This window comes from Stutzerimonas stutzeri (genome assembly GCF_024448985.1).
Classification (GTDB): Bacteria; Pseudomonadota; Gammaproteobacteria; order Pseudomonadales; family Pseudomonadaceae; genus Stutzerimonas; species Stutzerimonas stutzeri_AP.
Genome location: NZ_JAMOII010000006.1, coordinates 135,448 through 160,186 on the forward strand (window position 1 = coordinate 135,448; position 24,739 = coordinate 160,186).

Annotated in this window: 22 protein-coding genes; 14 read left to right on the forward strand and 8 right to left on the reverse strand. The window is 60.4% G+C overall.

Annotated features, from left to right (window positions below; translation table 11 throughout):
- Positions 1 to 60 precede the first annotated feature (60 nt).
- The 3 genes from NA647_RS10120 (at position 61) to guaA (ending at position 3,867) form a co-directional block, all read left to right on the forward strand.
- Positions 61 to 612, forward strand: a complete 552-nt coding sequence (locus tag NA647_RS10120) for a sugar ABC transporter ATPase (RefSeq protein WP_256057564.1) — start codon at positions 61 to 63, stop codon at positions 610 to 612.
- An 87-nt stretch (positions 613 to 699) separates the two neighbouring features.
- Complete coding sequence (gene guaB, locus NA647_RS10125) at positions 700 to 2,169, forward strand: IMP dehydrogenase (protein ID WP_256057565.1); 1,470 nt, start codon at positions 700 to 702, stop codon at positions 2,167 to 2,169.
- A 117-nt stretch (positions 2,170 to 2,286) separates the two neighbouring features.
- A complete protein-coding gene (gene guaA / locus NA647_RS10130; protein WP_256057566.1) occupies positions 2,287 to 3,867 on the forward strand; it encodes a glutamine-hydrolyzing GMP synthase in 1,581 nt (526 codons plus the stop codon).
- A gap of 65 nt (positions 3,868 to 3,932) precedes the next feature.
- Here the strand turns inward: guaA and NA647_RS10135 are convergent, their stop codons facing one another.
- The gene (locus NA647_RS10135) at positions 3,933 to 4,769 is read right to left on the reverse strand and encodes a DUF1206 domain-containing protein (protein WP_256057567.1); all 837 of its coding nucleotides are present in this window, start codon (positions 4,767 to 4,769) and stop codon (positions 3,933 to 3,935) included.
- A 201-nt stretch (positions 4,770 to 4,970) separates the two neighbouring features.
- On the opposite strand from NA647_RS10135, the gene NA647_RS10140 reads away from it, so the two are divergent.
- Positions 4,971 to 6,341, forward strand: a complete 1,371-nt coding sequence (locus tag NA647_RS10140; RefSeq protein WP_256057568.1) for a multicopper oxidase family protein — start codon at positions 4,971 to 4,973, stop codon at positions 6,339 to 6,341.
- 69 nt (positions 6,342 to 6,410) lie between these two features.
- The gene (tadA, locus tag NA647_RS10145; RefSeq protein ID WP_256057569.1) at positions 6,411 to 6,923 is read left to right on the forward strand and encodes a tRNA adenosine(34) deaminase TadA; all 513 of its coding nucleotides are present in this window, start codon (positions 6,411 to 6,413) and stop codon (positions 6,921 to 6,923) included.
- A 16-nt stretch (positions 6,924 to 6,939) separates the two neighbouring features.
- Here tadA and NA647_RS10150 read toward each other — a convergent pair whose 3' ends face one another.
- A complete protein-coding gene (locus NA647_RS10150; RefSeq protein WP_256057570.1) occupies positions 6,940 to 8,049 on the reverse strand; it encodes an ABC transporter ATP-binding protein in 1,110 nt (369 codons plus the stop codon).
- Entirely contained in the window at positions 8,046 to 8,966 is a 921-nt protein-coding gene (gene argF / locus NA647_RS10155) for an ornithine carbamoyltransferase (protein ID WP_256057571.1), read from the reverse strand. Before argF ends, NA647_RS10150 begins: the two co-directional genes overlap by 4 nt.
- Before the next feature lie 272 nt (positions 8,967 to 9,238).
- Between argF and grxD the strand changes: the two genes are divergently transcribed.
- A complete protein-coding gene (gene grxD / locus NA647_RS10160; protein ID WP_131648064.1) occupies positions 9,239 to 9,565 on the forward strand; it encodes a Grx4 family monothiol glutaredoxin in 327 nt (108 codons plus the stop codon).
- A gap of 165 nt (positions 9,566 to 9,730) precedes the next feature.
- On the opposite strand, the gene bfr is transcribed toward grxD, so the two are convergent.
- Complete coding sequence (bfr, locus tag NA647_RS10165; RefSeq protein ID WP_131648065.1) at positions 9,731 to 10,201, reverse strand: bacterioferritin; 471 nt, start codon at positions 10,199 to 10,201, stop codon at positions 9,731 to 9,733.
- 197 nt (positions 10,202 to 10,398) lie between these two features.
- Positions 10,399 to 10,617, reverse strand: coding sequence for a bacterioferritin-associated ferredoxin (locus NA647_RS10170; RefSeq protein WP_256057598.1), 219 nt, complete (start codon positions 10,615 to 10,617; stop codon positions 10,399 to 10,401).
- Between the two features lie 212 nt (positions 10,618 to 10,829).
- On the opposite strand from NA647_RS10170, the gene NA647_RS10175 reads away from it, so the two are divergent.
- The 8 genes from NA647_RS10175 to NA647_RS10210 all read left to right on the forward strand — a co-directional run bounded on the left by NA647_RS10175 (position 10,830) and on the right by NA647_RS10210 (position 21,443).
- Entirely contained in the window at positions 10,830 to 11,969 is a 1,140-nt protein-coding gene (locus NA647_RS10175; protein WP_256057572.1) for a GGDEF domain-containing protein, read from the forward strand.
- A 298-nt stretch (positions 11,970 to 12,267) separates the two neighbouring features.
- Positions 12,268 to 12,807 carry a YaeQ family protein gene (locus tag NA647_RS10180; protein WP_256048025.1) on the forward strand — a complete coding sequence of 180 codons (540 nt, stop codon included), beginning with the start codon at positions 12,268 to 12,270 and terminating at the stop codon, positions 12,805 to 12,807.
- Positions 12,808 to 12,839: 32 nt separating this feature from the next.
- Positions 12,840 to 14,555 (forward strand): single-stranded-DNA-specific exonuclease RecJ, encoded by a 1,716-nt coding sequence (gene recJ / locus NA647_RS10185; protein WP_256057573.1) that lies wholly within the window; start codon positions 12,840 to 12,842, stop codon positions 14,553 to 14,555.
- 458 nt (positions 14,556 to 15,013) lie between these two features.
- Complete coding sequence (locus tag NA647_RS10190) at positions 15,014 to 16,123, forward strand: NADH:flavin oxidoreductase/NADH oxidase (RefSeq protein ID WP_256057574.1); 1,110 nt, start codon at positions 15,014 to 15,016, stop codon at positions 16,121 to 16,123.
- Positions 16,124 to 16,155: 32 nt separating this feature from the next.
- The gene (locus NA647_RS10195; protein WP_256057575.1) at positions 16,156 to 16,938 is read left to right on the forward strand and encodes a tellurite resistance TerB family protein; all 783 of its coding nucleotides are present in this window, start codon (positions 16,156 to 16,158) and stop codon (positions 16,936 to 16,938) included.
- A gap of 156 nt (positions 16,939 to 17,094) precedes the next feature.
- Positions 17,095 to 18,190, forward strand: a protein-coding gene (prfB, locus tag NA647_RS10200; RefSeq protein ID WP_256057576.1) for a peptide chain release factor 2 whose coding sequence is annotated in 2 segments (ribosomal slippage) — positions 17,095 to 17,166 and positions 17,168 to 18,190 — 1,095 coding nt in all. Because the reading frame shifts where the segments join, the coding sequence is not laid out codon by codon here.
- Between the two features lie 166 nt (positions 18,191 to 18,356).
- Positions 18,357 to 19,859 (forward strand): lysine--tRNA ligase, encoded by a 1,503-nt coding sequence (gene lysS / locus NA647_RS10205; RefSeq protein ID WP_256057577.1) that lies wholly within the window; start codon positions 18,357 to 18,359, stop codon positions 19,857 to 19,859.
- 288 nt (positions 19,860 to 20,147) lie between these two features.
- Positions 20,148 to 21,443, forward strand: coding sequence for a flavohemoglobin expression-modulating QEGLA motif protein (locus tag NA647_RS10210; RefSeq protein ID WP_256057578.1), 1,296 nt, complete (start codon positions 20,148 to 20,150; stop codon positions 21,441 to 21,443).
- Positions 21,444 to 21,503: 60 nt separating this feature from the next.
- Here NA647_RS10210 and NA647_RS10215 read toward each other — a convergent pair whose 3' ends face one another.
- From NA647_RS10215 to dctP, 3 genes are all read right to left on the reverse strand, one after another.
- Positions 21,504 to 22,814: a TRAP transporter large permease gene (locus NA647_RS10215; RefSeq protein WP_256057579.1), complete on the reverse strand. Its 1,311-nt coding sequence runs from the start codon at positions 22,812 to 22,814 to the stop codon at positions 21,504 to 21,506.
- Positions 22,811 to 23,356 (reverse strand): TRAP transporter small permease subunit, encoded by a 546-nt coding sequence (locus NA647_RS10220; RefSeq protein WP_256057581.1) that lies wholly within the window; start codon positions 23,354 to 23,356, stop codon positions 22,811 to 22,813. The genes NA647_RS10215 and NA647_RS10220 overlap by 4 nt, the downstream gene beginning before the upstream one ends.
- 113 nt (positions 23,357 to 23,469) lie before the next feature.
- A complete protein-coding gene (gene dctP, locus NA647_RS10225; RefSeq protein ID WP_256057582.1) occupies positions 23,470 to 24,504 on the reverse strand; it encodes a TRAP transporter substrate-binding protein DctP in 1,035 nt (344 codons plus the stop codon).
- Between the last annotated feature and the right edge of the window lie 235 nt (positions 24,505 to 24,739).

Below are 24,739 nucleotides of genomic sequence, written 5' to 3' on the forward strand. Positions count from 1 at the left end.
GACCTGAGCGGCCAGCGCATTAAGCTGCGCGGCTTCCTTATCTGCGCCTTCGTCCATGTCATGAACCACAGCCAAGCCATCGTCGTGCCACGCATTTCCACCTTTCCTGGGCATGAAGCCAGGGCGCGAAAGATCCTGCGCTGGCTTGTTGAGCGGCGCATCGTCGAGGCGCTGCCGACCACCTGCGGTCGAGGCGTCGGCGGCATGGCCTATGCGATTGCGTCGGGCGCACGCGCCGTGGTCCGGCATCCGGAGCGGTTGCCGTTCGGTCAGCCGATCAATGGGCTGGAAATCGTGACCAAGCGCTGCATCTATACGCCGACACGCGATTTTGCCGAGGAGGCCGGCTGTCCGGAATGTCGCCAGGAAATCGGCGAGGCATTGTTCGAGAGCCTGGAAGACTGGATGCCCGGCCAGACCGACAACTTCACCTGCCCTCAGTGCGGCTTCGAGGACGACATCAACGGTTTTCTTTTCATCCCTGCCTGCGCCTTTTCCAACCTGGGCTTCATCTTCAATGGTTGGGGCGCTGCCGGACTGCGCGAAGATTTCCTCGATGCGTTCGCCGAGCGCCTGGGCTTCCCCTGTGCGCTGGTTGAGGTGGACGACTGACACCGTCCGTGCGGCGTCCTCATTGAGCCGGGCGGAGGGGATGGGTATAATGCCGCGCTTCCTTTTTCCCGCCTGGGAGCCCCCGCCATGCTGCGTATCAGCCAAGAAGCCCTGACATTCGATGATGTTCTCCTGATCCCGGGTTATTCCGAGGTTCTGCCGAAGGATGTCAGCCTGAAGACCCGCCTGACCCGCGAAATCGAGCTGAATATTCCACTGGTTTCCGCAGCCATGGACACCGTCACCGAAGCGCGCCTGGCCATCGCCATGGCCCAGGAAGGCGGCATCGGCATCATCCACAAGAACATGAACGTCGAGCAGCAGGCTGCCGAAGTGCGCAAGGTCAAGCGTCACGAAACGGCGATCGTTCACGATCCGGTTACCGTCACGCCTGAGACCAAGATCAGCGAGCTGTTACGCAAGGCCCGCGAGTTGGGCTTCTCCGGCTTCCCCGTGGTGTCGGGCAAGGAACTGGTTGGCATCGTTACCGGTCGTGACCTGCGCTTTACGCCGAACGCAGGTGACTCGGTCGCCGCGATCATGACGCCCAAGGCGGAGCTGGTCACCGTTCAGGAAGGCACCGGCCTGGAAGAAATCAAAACCAAACTCTACGAACACCGCATCGAAAAAATGCTGGTGGTGGACGGCAATTTCCATTTGCGCGGCCTGGTCACCTTCCGCGATATCGAGAAGGCCAAGACCTACCCGCTGGCCTCCAAGGATGACCAGGGCCGCCTGCGTGTAGGTGCCGCGGTTGGTACCGGCGCCGACACTGCCGAACGTGTCGAAGCGCTAGCTGCAGCCGGTGTCGATGTCATCGTCGTGGATACCGCTCACGGCCATTCGCGCGGTGTGCTCGACCGCGTGCGCTGGGTCAAGGACAACTTCCCACAGGTGCAGGTGATCGGCGGCAATATCGCCACTGCCGAAGCCGCGCTGGATCTGGTCAAGGCCGGCGCCGATGCAGTCAAGGTCGGCATCGGCCCGGGCTCGATCTGCACCACGCGCATCGTCGCCGGTGTCGGCGTGCCGCAGATTTCCGCCATCGCTAATGTTTCCGCTGCGCTGGAAGGCACTGGCGTGCCGATGATCGCCGACGGTGGCATCCGCTTCTCAGGGGACCTGTCCAAGGCCATCGTCGCCGGCGCCAACGCGGTGATGATGGGCTCGATGTTCGCCGGTACCGAAGAGGCGCCGGGCGAGATCGAACTGTTCCAGGGCCGATCCTACAAGGCCTACCGCGGCATGGGCTCGCTGGGCGCCATGTCCCAGGCCCAGGGCTCCTCTGACCGCTACTTCCAGGATTCCTCTGCCGGTGCCGAGAAGCTGGTGCCCGAAGGCATCGAAGGCCGCGTGCCGTACAAAGGCTCGCTGTCGGCAATCATTCATCAACTGATGGGCGGCCTGCGTGCCTCCATGGGCTACACCGGCAGCGCCACCGTCGACGAGATGCGTTCGCGGCCGCAGTTTGTGCGCATCACCGGCGCCGGCATGGCCGAGTCCCATGTGCATGACGTGCAGATCACGAAAGAGGCGCCCAACTACCGGGTCGGTTGATCCAGCCTCGATTAACAGGCGCTGGGAGCTGGAAGCTGGAAGCTGGAAGTCACGACTTCGGGCCTCTGCTTCCAGCTTCTGGCTTTCAGCTTCAAGCTTTTTCCGAAGGAAAGCCCCATGTCCCATCCCGACATTCACGCCCACCGCATCCTGATCCTCGACTTCGGTTCGCAGTACACCCAATTGATCGCCCGCCGTGTGCGCGAGCTCGGGGTCTATTGCGAACTGCATCCCTGGGACATGAGCGACGAGGACATCCGTGCCTTCGCCCCGCGCGGGATCATTCTTGCCGGTGGTCCCGAGTCGGTGCATGAGGAGGGCAGTCCTCGTGCGCGGCAGGCGGTGTTCGATCTGGGCGTGCCGCTGTTTGGCATCTGCTATGGCATGCAGACCATATCCGAGCAGCTGGGCGGCAAGGTGCAGGGTTCGGATGTGCGTGAGTTCGGCTATGCGAGGGTCGACCTGGTCGGCAAGTCGAAGCTGTTCGACGGCATCGAGGACCACATGGACGACGACGGCGTATTCGGCCTCGACGTCTGGATGAGCCACGGCGACAAGGTCACCGATATCCCGGAAGGCTTCCACATCATCGCCAGCACGCCGAGCTGCCCTATCGCGGCGATCGGTGACGAGGCCCGCCGCTATTACGGTGTGCAGTTCCACCCGGAAGTGACCCATACCAAGCAGGGCGGGCGCATCCTGTCGCGCTTCTTGTTGGAAATCTGCGGCTGTGAAGCCCTGTGGACACCTTCGAACATTGTCGAAGATTTGGTTGAGCAGGTCCGCGCCCAAGTGGGCAGCGCCAACGTACTGCTGGGCCTGTCCGGCGGCGTCGATTCCTCGGTAGTCGCCGCACTGCTGCACAAGGCCATCGGCGAACAGCTGACCTGTGTCTTCGTCGACAACGGCCTGCTGCGCCTGCATGAAGGCGACCAAGTGATGGCCATGTTCGCCCAGAACATGGGCGTCAAGGTGATCCGTGCCGATGCCGAAGCGCAGTTCCTGGAGAATCTTGCCGGCGAAGCCGACCCGGAAAAGAAGCGCAAAATCATCGGCCGCACCTTCATCGATGTCTTCGATGCCCAGGCCAGCAAGCTCGAAAACATCCAGTTCCTCGCCCAGGGCACCATCTACCCGGACGTGATCGAGTCGGCCGGCGCCAAGAGCGGCAAGGCCCACGTGATCAAGTCGCACCACAACGTCGGTGGCCTGCCGGAGGAGATGAACCTCAAGCTGGTCGAGCCGTTGCGTGAACTGTTCAAGGATGAAGTCCGCAAGATCGGCCTCGAGCTTGGCCTGCCCTATGACATGGTCTATCGCCACCCATTCCCGGGCCCGGGCCTGGGAGTGCGCATCCTCGGCGAGGTGAAGAAGGAATACGCCGACCTGCTGCGCCGCGCCGACCATATCTTCATCGAAGAGCTGCGCAACTTCGACTGGTACCACAAGACCAGCCAGGCCTTCGTGGTGTTCCAGCCGGTGAAATCGGTAGGTGTGGTCGGCGATGGCCGTCGCTACGCCTGGGTCGTCGCGCTGCGCGCGGTGGAAACCATCGACTTCATGACAGCGCGCTGGGCACACCTGCCCTACGAGCTGCTCGAGAAGGTCTCCAACCGCATCATCAACGAAATCGAAGGCATCTCCCGCGTCACCTACGACGTGTCGAGCAAGCCGCCGGCGACGATTGAGTGGGAGTGATCGGCTAGCCGATTGATCAAAGACGAAGCCCCAACCATACCGGGGCTTCGTCTTGCTGGGGGCGGTTAATGGATGACTGCTGGCATGTCGATACGTCGCCAGATCGCTTCTGAGAAGCTGTATACGGCGAAGGCCACCAGCCCGAGTCCGATCAGGGATAACCAGAAGGTGCCGAATGGCAGGCTCTGCAGCGCGTTCAGCGCATCGTCCAGGCCAGGTGGGTCAGTTGGTTCGTAGCGTGCTCCGCCGCTGAAAAGCATGCCGGCAGTGATCAGGAAAGCGACACCACGGGCGATCAGCCCCGCGCGTGAGATCGGGCGAACCCAGCGCATGATCTCTTCGGAGGCATAGAAATACTTTTCGAACTTGGCTTTCCAGCCTTTGATGATGTGCGCGATACCCACGCCAAGCGGAACCAATGCAACGGCATAGACCAGATAGTTGGAATGTTTCCAGCCGAGCAGGCTAGAGAGAAAGTCACTACCGGAGCTTCCTCCACCGCCATTGGCGGATTCGCCAATGGAGCTGCCGAGCAGGCCAAGAGTGAACAGCGTCAGGAGGGTATAAGCCACGGCGCTACCGATCAGCCCTGCTCGAATCAACAGCCCTTTGGCATCGGTGCCGTGGCCCTCCGGATCAGTGATTGCCTGAGTCAAACGCCATGCGGCATAGGCCAGGAGCCCTACAACCATGATCCAGAGCAAGACCTCGCCAAAGGGTTGCCCCAACAATTGCTGGACCGCGCCCTTGGTTCCCACGGTATCACCGCTGCCGAGGCCGGCCATGAAGGCAAAGGCGCCGATAATGGTGTAGACGACACCTCGTGCGGCGTAACCGCTGCGGGCGAGCCAGACGATGCCTGTGCTGACTTCGTCTTTGGCATGGGCTGCGGTGCTCTGCATGGAGCCTCCTGTCAACTTCTGATGATTGTTAGATAAGTAGACGAGGCCCGAGCGATAGGGTTCGCTTCGACGTACGGACGGCTGGTTGCGATGGCGTCAGATGTTCGAGGTGCCGGGAAGCTGTAGCATGACGCAAATGCGAGTTATCTATTTTTTGCTGTAAAGCTAGGTTAGCTCGTAGCTGTTTTTATGGGATTCACGATGACCTATACCCGAAGAAAGATACTGGTGGGCCTAGCTGGTTTGGGTGCGCTGGGTGTCGTCGGTGGCGGTGCACGCTATTGGCTTGGGCGCCCGGCCGATCCGGCCACCCACGACTACGAACTGATTGCCGCTCCACTGGATGTGGAGCTGGTTTCCGGGTATCGGACGCCCGCCTGGTGCTATGGTGGGCAAGCACCTGGCCTTGAGTTGCGCGCCCGACAGGGTGATTGGTTGCGAGTGCGCTTCATCAACCAACTGCCGGAGCCGACCACCATCCATTGGCACGGCATCCGTCTGCCGTTGAACATGGACGGGGTCCCCTATGTGTCGCAGTTGCCCGTTCTGCCGGGTGAGTCGTTCGACTATCTATTTCAGGTGCATGATGCAGGCAGCTTTTGGTACCACCCGCACACCACCAGCGCCGAGCAGCTGGGACGCGGGCTGGTTGGGCCGCTGATCGTCGAGGAGCGCGAACCGAGTGGTTTCCGCCATGAGCGCACCCTGAGCCTGAAGAGCTGGCATGTGGACAAGCAAGGCGCCTTCACTGATTTCAGCGTACCGCGCGAGGCCGCCCGCGGCGGCACACCGGGCGTCCTCTCGAGCGTCAATGGCGAGCATGCGCCGACGCTTGAATTACCCGCCGGTCAGGTGGTGCGCTTGCGCATTCTCAACCTCGATAACACCCTGACCTATCGACTGAATCTCTCCGCTGGCGAAGCACGTATCTATGCGCTCGATGGCAATCCGATCAAGCCGCGTCCGTTCGGTAAGGATTACTGGCTGGGGCCAGGTATGCGCGTGGACCTGGCGTTGAAGGTGCCGCCTGTAGGGGAGCAGCTGTCGCTGCGCAACGGGCCTCTGCGGCTGGCGACTCTTGCTTCGGTCAGCACTGGAGAGGCCGAAGGAGAGTGGCCCGCTCCGCTTCCGCCCAACCCGATTGCCGAGCCGGACCTGCAGCAGGCAGAAACCCTGCGCTTCAATTTCGAGTGGGCCGGTACGCTATCCAGCGATGCAGGACAGGGCGATTCGTTCACCTTCTGGCAGGTCAACGGTCAGGCTTGGGACATCAACGACAAGACGTGCGCCGATCGGCCCATCGCGACCTTGAAACGCAACGGCCATTACATCCTCGAATTACGTAATCTCAGCCAGTATCAGCACCCGGTTCATCTACACGGTATGACTTTCAAGGTCATCTCATCCAATCGTAAGAAGATCGAACCCTGGTTCACCGACACCTATCTGCTGGGCAAGAACGAAACCGCCCGCGTCGCGCTGGTGGCCGATAACCCGGGCGTTTGGATGTTTCACTGCCATGTGATCGACCACATGGAGACCGGGCTGATGGCGGCGATCGAGGTGGTATAGACGTTCTTGCAGTTTGAAGTCTAAGCAGGCTGTAGACTCTAGCCAGCTCTCAGCTCTTAAAACCGAATCATGAAAAAACCACAAATCATCGACCGCTCGCGCGACGAGTATTTCATGCGCGAGGCGCTTGCACTGGCAGCACAGGGCGTTGCTCTGGGCGAGGTGCCGGTGGGCGCAGTGCTGGTGCAGGACGGTCAGATCATTGGGCGGGGCTTCAACTGTCCGATATCCCGGCACGACCCTAGTGCTCACGCTGAAATGGTGGCGATCCGCGACGCGTCATCACGCGTGCAGAATTACCGTCTGCCAGGCAGTACGCTATACGTGACGCTGGAGCCCTGCAGCATGTGCGCGGGACTGATCGTGCACTCGCGCATTCAGCGCGTAGTGTACGGCGCTACGGAGCCCAAGGCGGGCGTCGCGATCAGTCGCGGCCAGTTCTTTTCTCAGGATTTTCTCAACCATCGGGTGCTGGTCGAAGGTGGCGTGATGGCGGAGCAGTGCAGTGAGACGCTGAGCGACTTCTTCCGGATGCGCCGCAAGACGCGTGGTGGCGAGGCTGTGAAGTCGCTGGACGGCTAATCGGCGCGCCTGAAGGTCAAATGCCGCTGCTGTAACGGCGCACGCCTGCTTCCGGCAGCTTTTCATGAGCAGCGATACTGCCCTGCGCGGGAAACACCACCAAGTGATCGGCAGCGATGCCGATACCGACTTCCTGCCCGGTCGGGTAATCGGCATGGCTGGGAAAAATGCCTTCGAGTTGATTGCCGGTCGGCAATTGCAGGCGATACAGGGTCGAGGCGCCGAGGAAGGTCTTACCGACGATGAGTCCCTTGAGCGCACTTTGCGGCGAGTAAACGATGTCATCCGGGCGCAGCAGGACATCCACGGAGCTGCCGGCCGGCATGGTGTAGGCACGGTTGCCGCGAATGACGCCGAGTTCGGTCTGTACCGTTTCGGGGTCGATCAACTGACCGCGGATGAAATAACCCTGACCAATGAAGCTCGCGACGAAGGGCGTCAGCGGCTCGTGATAAAGGTTGTACGGCGTGTCCCACTGTTCCAGGCGACCATCTTTGAATACCCCGACCTGATCGCTGACCGCGAAGGCTTCTTCCTGGTCGTGCGTGACGAGGATGGCACTGGTGCCGCGAGCTTTGAGGATCTCTCGCACCTCATGACTCAGGCGACGCCGCAGGTCGCCGTCGAGGTTGGAGAAGGGTTCGTCGAGTAGCAAAAGCTCCGGCTCGGGTGCGAGTGCGCGGGCGAGGGCGACACGCTGCTGCTGGCCACCGGATAGTTCATGCGGATAGCGCTTGCCGAGCGGTGCCAGATGCACAAGGTCGAGCATTTCACGAACGATACGGGCGTGGTGCGGATGCTTGCGGATGCCGAACGCGATGTTCTCGGCAACGGTCAGGTGCGGGAACAGGGCGTAGTCCTGGAAAACCATGCCGATCCGGCGCTTCTCCGGCGCGAGCGTGAAGCCTTGTCGCGAAATGACGGCGTCGCCCAGTTGGATCTCGCCTTCGTTGACATGTTCGAAGCCGGCGATAGCTCGTAGCGTGGTGGTTTTGCCGCAGCCGGATGGCCCTAGCAGGCAGCCAATATCACCGCGCTTGAGGTGCAGGTTGAGGTTCTGCACGACGCTTTGGCCGCCATAGCCGCAGTCCAGATTGCGAAGGTGCAGAAGCGGTGGAGAACTCATGCGTGGTGATAGGCCGGCTCGACAAGGAATTCAAGCAATGCCTTCTGGGCGTGCAAGCGGTTCTCGGCTTGGTTCCAGGCTACCGAGCGAGGATCGTCGAGCAGGTCATGACTGATCTCTTCACCGCGATGGGCGGGCAGGCAGTGCATGAACAGTACGTCTTCGGCGGCGACGTCGAGCAAGGCACGGTCGACCTGATAAGGGCGGAAGGTGGCGATACGTGCGGCCACTTCATCCTCCTGTCCCATCGACGCCCAGACATCGGTGCTGATTAGATGAGCGCCAGCGGCGGCTTCGCGCGGATCGCGGACGAGCTGGACGCGATCACCGGCCTGCGTCAGCAATTCGGCTTCGGGCTCGTAGCCCTCCGGGCAGGCGATACGCAGCTGAAAGTCGAACTGAATGGCCGCTTCCATATAGGAATTGCACATATTATTGCCATCGCCGATCCAGGCTACCGTCTTGCCGGCGATGCTGCCGCGGTGTTCGTGGAAAGTCTGCATGTCGGCCAGCAACTGACAAGGATGCAAATCGTCGGACAGCCCGTTGATGACTGGTACCGTTGAATGAGCGGCGAACTCAGTGAGCGTGGCATGGGCAAAGGTGCGGATCATGACCGCATCGAGCATGCTGGACATGACGATGGCCGAATCACTGACCGGCTCGCCGCGGCCCAGTTGGGTATCGCGGGGCGAAAGAAAGATCGCCTGGCCGCCGAGTTGAATCATGCCGGCCTCGAAGGACAAACGGGTCCGTGTCGAGGCCTTCTCGAAGATCATCCCCAAGACGCGGTTTTTCAGCGGCTCGAACAGAATGCCGCGCTGGCGCAGATCCTTCAGCTCGATGCCGCGACGGACCAGGCCGAGTAGCTCCTGGGACGTGCAATCCATCAGTGAGAGAAAGTGTCTTGCGCTCATATCAACTACCTTTATTGCCGCAGTCGAGGCCGGAGAGTTTTCTACGGAAAAGAGAAGGCCTACGACAGGGGTCGCACGGGAAGCGACGAAACGGGAAAGGCGCGATCTTATCCAGAAAGCCTTCGCGGGCGCAAATCGGCCTGGGCGCGCCAGAAATACGGGCTACAAGCGAACGTTCGCAAGCGATTGGGGATAAAAGCCGAGCCCGCGACTCGGCTTTTATGGCGCTGTTCTGTACAATGCGCGCCAACCGTGACTAGCCGAGGTGCCCCATGGATATCATCGAAACCATCAAAGAGCAGATCGAAAAGAACCCGGTGCTGCTGTACATGAAAGGCTCGCCCAACGCGCCGCAGTGCGGCTTTTCCGCCCGCGCGACACAGGCCGTTATGGGCTGCGGCGAGAAGTTCGCTTACGTCGACATCCTGCAGAATCCAGAGATTCGCGCCAACTTGCCGAAGTACGCCAACTGGCCGACCTTCCCCCAGCTGTGGGTCGATGGCGAGCTGGTCGGGGGTAGCGACATCATCCTCGAGATGTTCGAGAAGGGCGAGCTGCAGCCGCTGATCAAGCAGGCTGTGGAAAAAGCCGGCGCCTGATCGCGATGCGTTGTCAAACCCGCCAAACGGCGGGTTTTTTGTGGCTGCAACTCTGTATTTCGAGGCGCTGGAAGCTTCGGTATCGCCACCGGACAAGTCTTGGGGGCCTGCGCCAAAACGAAAACGAGAGCCGATGGCTCCCGTTTTTTACAGCATAAGGATGGGTTACTCGTCCATCTGGGACTGCAGGTAATTCTCCATACCGACCTTGTCGATCAGACTCAGCTGGGTTTCTAGCCAGTCGATGTGCTCTTCCTCTGACTCAAGAATGTCTTCAAGCAATTCGCGGCTACCGTAGTCGCCGACGCTTTCGCAGTAGGCGATGGCGACCTTGAGATCCTGCACGCCGCCCTGTTCCAGCTTGAGGTCGCAATCGAGCATTTCACGGGTGTTTTCGCCGATCAGCAGCTTGCCCAGGTCCTGCAGGTTGGGCAGGCCTTCGAGAAAGAGGATGCGCTTGATCAGCTTGTCCGCATGCTTCATCTCGTCGATGGACTCTTCGTACTCGTGCTTGCCGAGCTTGCCCAGCCCCCAGTCTTCGTACATGCGGGCATGCAAAAAGTACTGGTTGATAGCGACCAGTTCGTTGCCGAGAATTTTGTTCAGGTGCTGGATGACTAGCTTGTCGCCTTTCATGTCGGTGTCCTGCGTCGAATCATGTGCGTATTGCGCGCAGTCTGGCCACGAACATAGGTCCTGTCAAACCTAAGTCATTGAATGTTAAAGGGTAAAGCGGAATAAGAATAAGTCTGTTCCGCGACTCGATAGCAACATCTTGATTTGCAGGCATAAAAAAGCCGGGCATGTGCCCGGCTCGGGGAAATTAATTTGTATCAGGCGGGTGCGAAGCCGGCCGGATAGGCGAGGGAGGCGTTGGCGCTCTGGATATCGCTCAAGGTCTCGCGAACAACCTGCTTGGCGACGCAGGCGCATTTTCCGCATTGAGTCGCTACGCCCGTGGCTTCACGCACTTCACGATAGCTGCAGCAGCCATCGTAAATGGCGTCACGGATCTGACCGTCGGTTACACCCTGGCAAAGACAGACGTACATAAGAGCTACCCGTTGAGCCTGTTTGATGTCGGCGATGCTAAACAGAATGAGAATGATTGTCAAAGCATCTCGGCCGAGCGGTTTTTCCCAGACGGTTAGCTTTTGCCTTCCCGATTGCAGGACATTGCCATGGCGAGTCGCTAAAATTGCGAAGTTCTTCGCGCTTTAGAATCTGGGTCGATCGACCGGGTGGGCGCTAGGCCGGTGCCACCATGCAGTTAAGCGTCCCAACCCTCATCGTCGCCGACATCTATGTGATGCTACTGGTGGCGCTCCTGATGTTCCTGGCCTGGCGTAGCGGCCGTCGCGAGCCGACGCTCGGTTATCTCTGCCTGACGCTTTTTCTCGGCGTCGTCTCCACGGCGCTGGGTGCGCTGCGCAATATGGGCATCGACTGGGTGCCCATCGTCTTGGGTAACTCGCTGCTGGTGCTGGCGCTGGCCTTCAATTGGACGGCGATGCGCGTGTTCGCCGGTCGCCAGCCACACTGGCAAGGGATCGTTGCTGCTCCGCTGATCTGGGCGGGTCTCTGTCTTTTTCCGGCCTTCTTCGAAGCGGATGCGCTGCGGTTGCGGATCGCTACGCTGTCGCTGTTCACCATCATTTATATAGGCCTGGCCATGGCGGAACTGTGGCGTAGCCGGAAGGTGATTCAGGTGTCCCTGCATCCGGCCCTGGTGCTGATGGCGGTACATATTGCGGTCTATACCTTGCGTATCCCATTCGATCATGGCCGTCCCTTCGAGGCGTCCGGGCAGTTCAATTTCTTCGCTCTGGTGATCTTCGAAACCATGCTCTACGCAGTGGGCATCGCCTTCGTGACGCTGGCGATGGTGCGCGAGCGGGCCGAGTTGGAGCATCGCCAGGCGTCGCTCAGCGATCCGTTGACTGGAATCGGCAATCGGCGGGCCTTCGTCGAGCATGGCGAGCGGCTGTTGCTGCGTTGTCGCGACGCCGGACAGCAGGTGACGCTGCTGCTCTGCGACCTGGACCAGTTCAAGCGCCTCAATGACACCTTTGGCCACAAGGTCGGCGACCATGCGCTGATCAGCTTTTGTCAGGTAATGAAGTCGCGCATGCGCCGGCAGGATGTCTTCGGACGAATAGGCGGTGAAGAGTTTGCCTGCCTGTTGGCGGATGCCAATGCCCGGGTCGCCCGCGACGTGGCCGAGCGTATCCGCAGCGAGTTCGCCAACTTGCCATTCAGTCAGTCCGGCATCCTCAGTGTCAGCATTGGTGTGAGTGATACGACGCGTGCCGGCTACAGCCTCGACCGCCTGATGGGCGAGGCAGATCGGGCCCTTTATGAGGCCAAGGCGGCGGGGCGTAATTGTGTCCGGGTGGCCATTTAACAGGCCGCTGGAAAACTACCTGCGTTGGCAATACTGCGTTAAAAACATACTCGGCAAGCCGCTCGCGGCTAACGCGCTTCAGCGCGGCCCGGAGGGCGAACGAAGTGAGTACTGCTCATTTAGACCACTAAACTCCGCGTGATTCGCTACGCTCACCCTTCGGGCCACTGCGGCTGTTACTCCGTTGGTCGTTGCGCTTGTCTTGCCTGCCTCGCCTACGTTTTCCAACAGCCTGTTAAGCCAGCAGCCTGCCGCCGCGGTTTGCTAGACTGCGCCCCTTTTTCCAGGTGACGCTCCCATGGCCCTGCAAGCGACTCCCTATAAGGTCGAACTCAACCTGACCGATCTTGATCGCGGCGTTTACGAAAACCTGCGCTTCACCGTGGCGCGTCATCCGTCCGAAACCGAGGAGCGCCTGGGTATCCGGTTGATCGCCTATGCGCTGTGGTACAGCGAGCAGCTGGCGTTCGGCCGAGGGCTTTCCGATGTGGACGAGCCGGCGCTGTGGGAGAAGAGCCTGGATGGCCGCGTGTTGCACTGGATTGAAGTCGGCCAACCGGATGCCGAACGCCTGACCTGGTGCTCCCGGCGTGCCGAGCGTGTCAGCCTGGTGGCCTACGGCAACCTGCGGGTCTGGCAGGGCAAGGTGGTCGATGCGGTGAAGGGGTTGAAGAACCTGTCCATCGCTGCCATCGAGTCGGACAGTCTCGCCGAGCTGGTCAAGGACCTGCCGCGCAGCCTCCAGTGGGGCGTGATGATCAGTGACGGCACCCTGTTCATCACCGACGAGCGCGGCCAGTTCGAAGTTTCCCTGCAATGGCTGCTCGGCGAGCGTTGAGTTTTTCTGTCCCTTCGAGTTGTTGACCGAAAATGCGTATAGAACACCGATCTTTGCCTGCGACCCTGCCTGACCTGGGCGACCTGCCGCCTCTGCTGACGCGCCTGTATGCGGCGCGCGGCGTACAGTCGGTGGCCGAACTGGACAAGGGTCTGGCGCAGCTGATTCCCTACAGCCAATTGAAGGGCATCGATGGGGCCGTGTCGCTATTGGTCGAGGCGCTTGAGCAGCGTCAGCGTATTCTGTTCGTCGGCGATTTCGATGCCGACGGTGCCACCGCCAGCACGGTTGGCGTGCTCGGCTTGCGTCAGCTCGGCGCCGCCCACGTGGATTATCTCGTCCCCAATCGCTTCGAATATGGCTACGGCCTGACGCCTGAAATCGTTGCCGTGGCGCTCAAGCGTCAGCCCGATCTGCTGGTGACGGTGGATAACGGCATTTCCAGCGTGGACGGCGTGGCTGCCGCCAAGGCGGCAGGGCTCAAGGTGCTAGTGACCGACCATCACCTGCCGGGGCACGAGCTACCGACGGCCGATGCCATCGTCAATCCCAACCAGCCGGAGTGCGCGTTCCCCAGCAAGTGCATCGCGGGCGTCGGGGTGATCTTCTACGTGCTGTTGGCTCTACGCGCGGCGCTGCGGGAAAAGGGTTGGTTCAACCGCAATGGTTGGGCCGAGCCGAACCTGGCCGAGCTGCTTGATTTGGTAGCGCTGGGCAGTGTCGCTGACGTCGTGCCGCTGGATGCCAACAACCGCATCCTGGTACATCAAGGTTTGGCGCGGATCCGCGCGGGGCGGGCGCGCCCCGGCTTGCGTGCGATTCTTGAAGTCGCCGGACGTGACCACAAGCGCATCACTTCAACCGATCTTGGTTTCATCCTCGGCCCACGGTTGAACGCGGCGGGGCGCCTGGACGACATGGCGCTGGGCATCGAATGTCTGCTTTGTGAAGACGAAGCACTGGCGCGCGACATGGCCGTGCAGCTCGACCAGCTCAATCAGGACCGCAAGGGCATCGAGCAGGGCATGCAGCGCGAGGCGCTGGCGCAGCTCAAGGATTTGCCGCACGACGATATGCCGTTCGGCCTTTGCCTGTTCGAGCCAGATTGGCACCAGGGTGTCATCGGCATCCTCGCTTCGCGGCTGAAAGAACGCTATCACCGGCCCACCATCGCCTTCGCCGATGCAGGAGAAGGGATTCTGAAAGGCTCGGCGCGCTCGGTGCCGGGCTTCCATATTCGCGATGCGCTGGATGCAGTCGCAGCGCGCCACCCCGGTCTGATCAGCAAGTTTGGCGGCCATGCGATGGCGGCCGGTCTGTCGTTGCCGCAAGCCAATTTCGATACCTTTGCGGCGGCGTTCGATGCCGAGGTCCGGCGCCAGTTGTGCGCGGACGATCTCACTGGTCGATTGCTGACCGATGGTCAGCTCAGCATCGAAGAATTTCATCTGGAGCTGGCCAAGGCGCTACGTAATGCGGGGCCCTGGGGGCAGCATTTCCCCGAGCCGGTATTCCATGGCGTGTTTCAGTTGGTGCAACAGCGCCTGGTCGGCGAAAAGCACCTGAAGTTGGTGCTCAAGAGCGAATGCGGCTCTCTGACCCTAGATGGCATCGCCTTTAATATCGACCGGGACGTCTGGCCCAACCCAAATGTGCGTTGGGCCGATCTGGCCTACAAGCTGGACGTCAACGAATTTCGCGGTCGCGAAAGCGTTCAGTTGTTGGTCGCGCATATCGCGGCGCGTTGAGTGTTGCTTTTTTGATGCGTGGGGCATCCGCCGCCTGGGTGTCGTGACGACCTTTTCCTCTCACCCTGGCCCTCTTCCTCAGGGAGAGGGGACTGGACCGAGTTCGCATGGCCTATAGCGATGGACCGAACCGAGACAGTAAGCAGCCGCACAAATTGTTCTCACGCGAAACGACGGCTCCAGCATAGTCAGGCTAAACACGCAGCCGCTCGAAACAGCATCAATCTAGCTCCCGCCCTCCGTGGAGAGGGCTGGGGTGTGGGGGCGCGGCAAACCACTACACGGAGCTCGCACTAACACGCGTGTGCTACTAGCCCACAGCTACGTCCAGCCCACCATCAACCTCGCAACACGCCGTCACCCATTCATACACCAAGCGCAGCCGTGACCAGGCAAGATCGTCGAAACAGTCTGTACTGAGGGATGTCCAACCCGCATCCAACGCAGTCGAGGTTTCCATGACACAGCTTTTCCAACCACTTACTCTGCGCCAGTTGACGTTGCCCAACCGCATTGCTGTTTCGCCCATGTGCCAATATTCGGCCAAGGCCGGTATGGCCAACGACTGGCACCTGGTGCATCTGGGTAGCCGCGCGGTAGGCGGTGCGGGCCTGGTCATCATCGAGGCGACCGCCGTTATCGCCGACGGGCGTATTTCGCCGGAAGATCTTGGCATCTGGTCTGACGACCATATCGAGCCGCTGCGCCGAATCACGCGCTTCATCCATGCTCAAGGCTCGGTTGCCGGGATTCAGCTGGCCCATGCCGGACGCAAGGCGAGCACCTGGCAGCCTTGGCTTGGGCGGCACGGCAGCGTTCCGATCGCTGCTGGCGGCTGGACGCCGGTCGGCCCGTCCACCATCGCCTTCGATCCGGAGCATGCTGTGCCTACTGCGCTGGACGAGGTGGGAATCAAAGGCGTCATTCAGGCCTTCGTGCGCGCCGCTGAACGCGCACTGGCGGCGGGTTTCAAGGTCGCCGAAGTGCACGCCGCCCACGGCTATCTGCTGCATCAGTTCCTGTCGCCTTTGTCCAACCAGCGCCAGGATGGCTACGGCGGCTCGTTCGACAACCGCATTCGACTGCTGCTGGAAGTGACTCAGGCGGTGAGAAGCGTGTGGCCGGAAGAGTTGCCGTTGTTCGTTCGCCTGTCCGCCACCGACTGGGTTCAGGACGGCTGGAATCCCGAAGAAACCGTCGAACTGGCCCGCCGCCTGAAAGCCGTAGGCGTGGATCTGATCGACGTGTCTTCTGGCGGCACCGCCGTCAATGCCGAGATTCCAGTTGGACCCGGTTACCAGACGCAGTTCGCCGAACAGGTCCGACGCGAGGCGGGTATCGCCACCGGAACGGTCGGCATGATCACCGAAGCGGTCCAGGCCGAGCACATTCTGCGCACCGGGCAGGCCGATTTGATCCTGCTGGCCCGCGAGTTGTTGCGCGATCCCTACTGGCCGCTGCATGCCGCCGAAGATCTGCGTGACAACTCAGTGCCGTGGCCTGCGCAATACGTGCGCGCCGCCCATCGAAATACGCCGATTCGGCAGGTTCCCGATTCGCTCGATTGAATCCGGTTCATTCTTTTTTGCAGGAGACACTCATGAAAACCAGCGGTTTGCTCGATCAGTTGCTTAAGTCCGGTCAGGACCTGCTGCAGAAGCAGCAGGGATCGATTTCGCGGCAATCGAATCCCGGGGGCAGCGGTTCGCTCGGTGGCATTCTCTCGGGAGCGGGTGGTTCCCTCGGTGGCATTCTAGGTGGCCGCAGTGGCGGCAGTGGCGGCAGTGGCGGCAGTGGCGGCAGTGGCGGGCGTGGCGCGATGGCGGCCGGAGCACTTGGGATGTTGCTGGGAAGCAAGAGCGGGCGCCGCCTGGGCGGTAAGGCAGTCACTTACGGCGGCTTGGCCGCGCTCGGCATGCTGGCCTACAAGGCCTATGGCAACTGGCAGGCGCAGCAGGCTGGCGCGGCGCGAACGAGCACCGCGCAGGCCGAGCCGAAGACGGTCGATCGGCTGCCGCCAGAACAGGTGGAAGAGCACAGCCGCGGCATTCTCCGGGCGCTGGTCGCCGCGGCCAAGGCTGATGGTCATGTTGACGATCAGGAACGCAAGATGATCGAGGCCGAGTTCGCACAGATGACCGGCGACCCCGAGCTGCAACGCTGGCTGGAAACGGAGCTGAACAAACCGCTGGATCCGGTCGAGGTCGCCGCTGCCGCCACCACGCCGGAAATGGCCTCGGAAATGTATCTGGCCAGTGTGCTGATGGTCGACGAAGAGCATTTCATGGAACGTGCCTACCTGGACGAGCTGGCCCGTCAGCTCAAGCTCGACGCAGGGTTGAAAGCCGAACTGGAAAGCCAGGTGCGCGGCGTCTCGGCCTGATGCCGGTCAGGGGGCTTGATCATAGCCCCCGCCATTCTGGCTTTTTAACCGAGCTTGACATTCATCGCGCCAGCGATCCCGCACGGGCTGTCAGCCGCAGTCTGCTGCGCTATAATCGTCGGCTTTTCAAAACGTCCGCTTGAGAGCTGCCTATCTATGGAAATCAACCCGATCCTTAACAGCATCAAGGACCTGTCCGACCGCACCCAGTCAATTCGGGGGTATCTTTGACTACGATCAAAAGCATGATCGCCTCGTCGAAGTAAACCGCGAACTCGAAGACCCCAGCGTCTGGAACAACCCCGAATATGCCCAGAATCTGGGCCGTGAGCGCGCCACGCTGGCCCAGATCGTCGAGACCATCGATGACCTTGAGGGCGGCCTGGCCGACTCGCGCGACCTGCTCGACATGGCCGTCGAAGAAGACGACCAGAGTGCCGTGGACGACGTAGCCGCCGAGCTTGAGCGACTGCGCGGTATTCTCGAAGGGCTTGAATTCCGCCGCATGTTCAGCGGCGACATGGACCCCAATAACGCCTACCTTGATATCCAAGCCGGCTCCGGCGGCACCGAGGCTCAGGATTGGGCCAACATGCTGCTGCGCATGTACCTGCGCTGGGCCGACAAACACGGCTTCGACGCGACCATCATGGAGCTGTCCGAGGGCGAAGTCGCCGGCATCAAGGGCGCCACTTTGCACATCAAGGGCGAATACGCCTTCGGCTGGCTGCGCACCGAGATTGGTGTGCATCGCCTGGTGCGCAAGAGCCCGTTCGACTCCGGCAATCGTCGCCACACCTCGTTTACCGCAGTATTCGTCTCGCCGGAAATCGACGACAACATCGAGATCGAGATCAACCCGGCCGACCTGCGCATCGACACCTACCGTTCTTCCGGTGCCGGTGGTCAGCACGTAAACACCACTGACTCGGCCGTGCGGATTACCCACGTACCGACCAACACTGTGGTCAGCTGCCAGAACGAACGTTCCCAGCACGCCAACAAGGACACCGCCATGAAAATGTTGCGGGCCAAGTTGTACGAGCAGGAGATGCAGAAGCGCAACGCGGCGTCCCAAGCGCTGGAAGACACCAAGTCGGATATCGGCTGGGGCCACCAGATCCGTTCTTACGTGCTCGACCAGTCACGCATCAAGGATTTGCGCACCGGTGTCGAGCGCAGCGATTGCGACAAAGTGCTTGATGGGGATATCGACGAGTATCTCGAAGCGAGCTTGAAACAAGGCCTTTGACCCGGCCCGTTGTTTTGACGTCGCCACTTAACGTGTAGGAGCGAGCTTGCTCGCGAATGGGCGCTCGATAGGCACTGCCCGAGTCGTCCGGCGCAGGCAGCCTGATTCGCGAGCAAGCTCGCTCCTACAAACAACACACCGCACCACCCGCTAGGCACTTGAAACCATGAGCGAACAACCGCTGAACCAGCACGCCATCCAAGAGGAAGAAAACAGCCTGATCCTTCAGCGCAAGGAAAAACTGGCCGCCGAGCGCGCCAAGGGCGATGTTTTCCCCAACGACTTCCGTCGCGATAACTACTGCAATGACTTGCAGCAGAAATACGCGGACAAGACCAAGGAAGAGCTGGCAGAAGCGGCGATCCCTGTGAAGGTGGCCGGGCGCATCATGCTCAACCGCGGCGCCTTCATGGTGATCCAGGACATGACCGGGCGCATCCAGGTCTACGTCAACCGCAAGACCTTGCCGGCCGAAACTCTTGACGCGGTGAAGACCTGGGATCTGGGCGACATCATTGCCGCCGAGGGCACATTGGCGCGTTCGGGCAAGGGCGACCTCTACGTCGAGATGACCGATGTGCGGTTGCTGACCAAGTCGCTGCGTCCGCTGCCGGACAAGCATCACGGCCTGACAGATACCGAGCAGCGCTACCGCCAGCGCTACGTCGACCTGATCGTCAACGAGGAAACCCGCCACACCTTCCGTGTGCGTTCCCAAGTAATCGGCCACATCCGTAAGTTTCTCAACGAGCGCGACTTCCTCGAAGTCGAAACGCCGATGCTGCAGACCATTCCGGGCGGCGCAGCTGCGAAGCCGTTCGAAACGCATCACAACGCGTTGGATCTGCCGATGTTCCTGCGCATCGCGCCGGAGCTGTACCTCAAGCGGTTGGTAGTCGGTGGCTTCGAGCGCGTCTTCGAGATCAATCGCAACTTCCGTAACGAAGGCGTTTCGACCCGGCACAATCCCGAGTTCACCATGCTCGAGTTCTACCAGGCCTACGCCGATTACGAAGACAACATGGACCTGACCGAGGAGCTGTTCCGCGAGTTGGCGCAGCTCGTTCTGGGCAGTACTGACGTGCCGTACGGCGACAAAGTGTTCCATTTCGGCGAGCCGTTTGCGCGTCTGTCAGTATTCGATGCGATCCTGAAATTCAACCCCGAGATCAGCGCCGCTGACCTGCAGGACGTCGATACCGCTCGAGCTATCGCCAAGAAAGCGGGAGCCAAGGTGCTCGGCTTCGAAGGCCTGGGCAAGCTGCAGGTGATGATTTTCGAGGAACTGGTCGAGCACAAACTGGAGCAGCCGACGTTCATCACCCGTTATCCGTTCGAAGTGTCCCCGCTGGCCCGTCGCAGCAACGACGACCCAAGCGTTACAGACCGCTTCGAGCTGTTCATCGGTGGTCGCGAGATCGCCAATGCCTATTCCGAGCTTAACGACGCTGAAGACCAGGCTGAGCGCTTCCACGCGCAGGTGCGTGACAAGGATGCCGGTGACGACGAAGCCATGCATTTCGATGCCGACTTCGTACGCGCACTTGAGTACGGCATGCCACCGACAGCGGGCGAGGGCATTGGCATCGACCGCCTGGTGATGCTGCTGACCAACTCGCCGTCAATCCGCGACGTGATTCTGTTCCCGCATATGCGTCCCGAGGTCTGACCTCGGCTGTTCCCGCTCGGCGAGACTTGCCGAGCGGGTAGCCGTTCCCGCTGCGTGCATCTGGCAGTCGCGCTGGAACCGGAGCTGCACCGCACCGAACGCCAACCTCCGCATCACTGCAGTTGCCGCATGGTGCCTGCACCTATCACCACCGGCTCGATGGCTTCAGATCGGTCACCGGCTGCCGACAACTTTATACCGCCGGCGCGGCTGTTCGCGAACCGGACACGGATCGCGAGGGTCCGCTGATGTATAAGTTGAAGGCTACGGATCACTGACGAGGTACGGATGAATACCCGTAACAATCTCGATGAGTACCAAAGCACCGTTCGTGCGCTGTCCGACCGCATCGTGGAAGCGCAAACTCCAGTGCGGGTGCTCGATGCTGTGAAGTGGGACGAGCATGTCCGCCAAGGCTTTTTCGCAGCAAACGGGCGCGAGCTGCCCAAGGTCGACCGCGCTTATTACGAAGGTCGTCCGCTGGCCTTCGACTCCAGCGCTAAGAAGGAAGAGTTCCAAAACATCGAGCGTGACATTACCCGTCAGCTGGGGCAGTTCAACCCGGTCGGGCAGATCATGCGTCGGATGTGCAAGGAATATCGCATGGTGATCCGCATGCTCGAAGCGCGTGGAACCGCTGACTTCGGTCTGATTTCTCAGGAGCTTTACGGCGCCGCTTCGGATGCCTTCCATGCCGGCGACCCGACCTTGTCCGACCTCGGCCTGATGCTGTCGGACTACTTGAACAACATCGCCGACCGGGGTGATCTCAAGGACGAAGCCAAGGTACTGACCGCCCCGCAGGCGGTGGAGATGTTGCAGCGGCGCTTGGACCTGGTGTTCGGCGAAGGCGAGGGCGTGATCCGCGTGTTCGAGTCCGATGGCATTCTGGCCGACGCCGCAGCCGGCGCCGATTACATCAAGATTCGCAGCGATGCGATGTTCAACGAGCGCGACGTACGTGCGCTGGAAGTTCACGAAGGGCTGGTGCACGTCGGCACCACGCTCAATGGACAGAACCAGCCGATCTGTACTTTCCTCGCCAAGGGACCGCCGTCGTCCACCGTGACTCAGGAAGGCCTGGCGATCCTGATGGAAGTGATCGCCTTCGCGTCCTATCCGACGCGGCTGCGCAAGCTCACCAACCGCACCCGCGCCATCCACATGGCCGAAGAGGGCGCGGATTTCCTCGATGTGTTCGCCTTCTTCCGCGACCAGGGCTACGCCGAGGACGAGTGCTACAGCAACGCCAGCCGGGTATTTCGCGGCTCGCTCCCGAATGGTTTGCCCTTCACCAAGGACCTGTCCTACCTGAAGGGTTTCATCATGATCTACAACTACATCCAGCTAGCGGTGCGCAAGGGCAAGCTGGAGCAAATCCCGCTGCTGTTCTGCGGCAAGACCACTTTGGAAGACATGCGCACGCTGCGCCAACTGGTGGAGGAGGGAATGGTGGTTCCGCCCAAATACCTGCCACAGCAATTCCAAGACCTGAACGCGCTTTCAGCCTGGATGTGTTTCTCCAACTTCCTCAATCATCTCAGCCTGGACCGCATCGAGGCTGACTACGCCAACATCATCTAATCGATACGCAAGAAAAAGCCGGAGCATCTGCCCCGGCTTTTTCGTTCTCAGTGCAGGCAATCAGAACAGCAGGTTTGGCAGATACGTGGCAATCTCTGGGAAGACCATGATGATGCCTAGCCCAATGATGTTGACGATCACGAAAGGTATTACCGACCAGTAGATGTCGCGCATGGTAATGCCCGGCGGCACGATGCCCTTCAGGTAGAACAAGTTGAACCCGAACGGCGGCGTCATATAGCCGATCTCCATGTTGATCACAAAGAGGATGCCGAACCAGATCGGGTCGAAGCCCAGCGATGCCACGATCGGCAAGAACACCGGGAGGGTGATCAGCATGATGCCCACCGGGTCGAGCAGCATCCCCATCAGGAACACCACGGCCATCATGGTGATGATGATGCCCCAGCGTCCGCCTGGCAGATCCATCATCAAGCCTTCGATCAGCGACTGCGCGCCCATTCCCTGATAAGCCGAGCTGAACGCATGGGCTGCGAACAGAATCCAGGCGATCATCCCGGTCAGCTTGAAGGTGCGGATGGCAGCTTCCTGAACGATTTCCCAGTTGAGCTTGCGGTAAACCGCAGCGGAGATCAGTGCGCCGAGCACGCCCATGGCGGCGGCCTCGGTAGGTGTGGTCATGCCGCCGATGATCGAGCCAAGCACCATCACCACGATGCCGATGGGCAGGATTACCGCGCGGACGGCATGTAGCTTGTCGCTCCAGCTTCCGCGTTCCTCTTTCGGTAGCGCTGGTGCCAGATGCGGCTGGAAAAAGCAGCGACCCAGTACATAGATAACGGTCAGAGCCACCAGCAGGATGCCTGGTAGCACACCCGCGGCGAACATCTTGCCTACCGAGACACCACTGATCATCGCGTAGAGGATCATCATGATGCTCGGCGGAATCAGAATGCCCCAACCACCGCCAGTGTTGATGCAGCCAAGCACCATGCGCTTGTCATAGCCGCGCTCGAGCATGGCCGGCAACGCGATGGTGCCCATGGCCACTACCGCTGCACCGCTGATGCCGACCATCGCGCCGAAGACCGCACAGATGCCGAGCGTGCCAACCGCCAGGCCGCCACGCATGCCGCCGCACCACAGATGCATCATGCGATAGAGGTCGCGGGCGACGCCGGTGCGTTCGAGCAGCATCGCCATGAAGACAAACAGCGGGATGGCCACCAGCGTGAAGCTGCCCATGGTGCCCCACATTTGCGAGGCCACCATGTAGAAGGCGTCGACGCCCCAGGTGAAATACAGAAACAGGACCGAAACTCCGCCGAGTACGAAGGCCAGCGGCAAACCAAGAATCAGGAAAAAAATAAGCGATAAGAAGAACAGCAGGGTGGTGATCTCGATGCTCATTCTTGCCCCTCCTTGGATGATTCAGGCAGATCAAGACCAGGCTCGAGATTCAGCGCGACGAGTATGTCTTCAAGCAGCTTTGCCACACCTTGCAGAAGTAGCAGTCCGACTGCGATTGGGATGGCCGCTTTTATCGGCCAGATCGGAGGATTCCAAGCCGAGTAGGAGGTTTCCATGCTTTGAATCGACTCCCAGGCCATAGAACTACCGAAATACAGCAGGGCCGCCACGAAGAGGAAAAACATTACAGAGGTGAAGATATCCAGCCAGGCCTGGGTGCGCCGCGACAGTGCGCTATAGAGCAGATCGACACTGACATGGCCGCGATGGGCCAGGACGTAACCACCGGACAGGACGATGTAGAGGCCGAACAGCATTTGCCCGAGCTCGTTAGTCCATGAGGTCGGCGAGGCAAATAGGTATCGCATGAACACTTCGCCAATCAGCAATAGAAAAATGACGAAGATCAGATACGCCGCCCAGCGACCGATCACATTGTTCAGCCGCGTAATGCCGTTTATGTACGCATGAATTAAGCGCATCGCTAACTCCAGGACAGCACGGAGAATCGGGAGCGAACCCGCACCGGGCGCCCGTGATGGCAGGATTGAGTGGCGCCATCACGAATGCCGGGTGCGCTGGTGAGCTTGTCAGGTCAGAGGTAGCCGAGATCGCCAAGCATGGTCTTGAGCATCTGTAGCGCCTTGGCCGCGTTTTCGCTGCGCTTGCCTTCGGCGTCCCAAGTCTTCTGCGCGACTTCGGTCAGGCGCTTCTGAACGTCATCGGGTAGCGTGTTGACCTCAACACCGTGTTCCTTGATGGCGTTGGAGAGGGCAATCTGCTCCTGATACAGGTACTCGTTGGTACGGAACCAGAACTGCTCGTCCAGGACCTGCTTGACGACTTTCTGATCTTCCTCGGACAGCGCGTCGAGCGCCTTCTGGCTGACAATGATCACATCGGTACCGGCAATGTTTAGTGCCGGTTTGACGTGGTACTTGGTCACTTCATAGAAGCTCATGCTCGCCGCACCCTGGGCGGCGCCCCAATGCGCAGCGTCGACCACGCCGGTGTCCAGCGCAGGATAGAGTTCGCTACCCGGCAGGAAGGTGGTTGAAGCACCGGCTTCACTGAGGAATTTCTGCAGCGCGCCCGAGGAGCGGATCTTCAGCTTGGTGAAGTCTTCCCAGCTGTTGATTGGCTTCTTCACAACCATCTCGGTGGGGTAAACCTTGTCAGTCGACCAGTACACGTTGTGCTTGGCCGCTTCCTCGCGAAGCATGTCTTCGAAGCCCATGTGCTTGTGGAAATACGCGGCTTCCCAGACGTTGCGGAAGGCGAAGGGCAGACCGGAGGCGATACCGGCCAAGATTATTTTGTCCTGGGCGTAACCGGGGGAGATCGTGCCCATCTGCAAGATACCGCGGCTGACCGCGTTGAAGGTTTCCGTATCTTTGAACAGAGCGCCGGCCTCGAACAGCTGCAATTGCAGGCGGCCTTCGGTACGTCGTTCGAGCTCAGTCTTCAGGCGAACCAGACTGTCTTTATAGGAGCTGCTGGCGCTCGGCCAATGGGACTGGACACGCCATTTGGCGACGTCCTGCGCGGCGGCCATCTGCGGTGCAACCGCACCGATCGCCAGCGCGACCAGGCTAGCGGGTACGAGTAACTTCTTGAGCATGGATTTCATAACGCGTCCTCTTGTTGTAATTGTCTGGCTGACGGCCACTTTCTTGCACTTGCATCGCTCTCTGTTTCGCACAGCAAAACTAATTTCTGCATAGTTATCCGAAAGCTAACATAGCGTGCAGCTTTTTCAACCACCAGCAGAGCGCTATCGTCATCTTTCATATCTTTCCCAATATGTCCAACCGCTTGGCTGAATGGCGCTATGGCACTTCGACATTGAGCTTAGACGGTTCTGT